This is a genomic window from Acinetobacter sp. NIPH 284, from assembly GCF_000369425.1.
Taxonomy (GTDB): Bacteria; Pseudomonadota; Gammaproteobacteria; order Pseudomonadales; family Moraxellaceae; genus Acinetobacter.
This window is the reverse complement of sequence record NZ_KB850013.1, coordinates 1-1070: the sequence shown is the minus strand read 5'-3', so window position 1 is coordinate 1070 and position 1070 is coordinate 1. Positions and strand designations below refer to the sequence as shown.

At 43.1% G+C, this 1070-nt stretch carries 1 protein-coding gene; it reads left to right on the top strand.

The genetic code is table 11. The features are described from left to right. Window positions 1–1070, top strand: a 1070-nt coding sequence (gene ahpF / locus F908_RS14545; RefSeq protein WP_034602934.1) for an alkyl hydroperoxide reductase subunit F, incomplete at both ends; no start/stop codon positions are given.

Genomic DNA, 1070 nt, shown 5'->3' with positions numbered 1-1070 from the left:
TTGAACTTAATTGCGATCTATAACCCAGATGCAACTGCGACCATGATTGATGGTGGTTTCTTCCAAGAAGAAGTTGAAGAACGCAAAATCTTAGCAGTCCCAATGTTGTTCCAAGACAATGAACATATTGGTCAGGGTCGTATGACTTTGGAAGAAATCATCGCGAAGTTAGATAGCAACTCAGCAGAGAAAGATGCAGCTCTTCTCAATGCGAAAGATGCTTTTGATGTATTGGTGATTGGTGGTGGTCCTGCAGGCGGTACAGCAGCGATCTATGCAGCGCGTAAAGGGATCAAAACAGGGATTGTGGCTGAACGTTTTGGCGGTCAAGTCATGGATACCATGGATATTGAAAACTTTACCACGATCCAAAAAACAGTTGGTCCTAAGTTTGCTCAAGATATGGAAGCGCATGTTCGTGAATATGGCGTGGACATCATGAACTTACAAAGAGTTAGTAAAATCACAGGTGCAGATCAAACAGCCAATGGTTTGGTTGAAGTTGAACTAGAAAATGGTGCTAAGCTTGAGTCTAAGACCATCATTCTTTCAACAGGTGCTCGTTGGAGAGAAATGAATGTTCCAGGTGAAGCTGAATACCGTACACGTGGTGTTGCGTACTGCCCACACTGTGATGGTCCATTATTTAAAGGTAAACGAGTTGCAGTGATTGGTGGAGGTAACTCGGGTGTAGAAGCTGCGATTGATCTAGCAGGGATTGTTGAGCATGTGACTTTGGTTGAGTTCGATACCAAACTTCGTGCTGACCAAGTCTTACAGGACAAGTTAAATAGCTTACCGAATACCACAGTTATTACCAATGCCTTGAGTACTGAAGTGGTTGGTGATGGTTCACAAGTGACAGCATTGAAGTATAAAGATCGTGCGACTGATGTAGAACACACAGTAGAACTTTCGGGAATCTTTGTACAAATTGGTTTATTGCCAAATACGGATTTCCTAAAGAACAGTGCAGTTGAACTCAGCAATCGTGGTGAGATTGTGATCAATGATCGTAATGAAACCAATGTCAAAGGTGTATTTGCTGCGGGTGACTGTACCACCGTGCC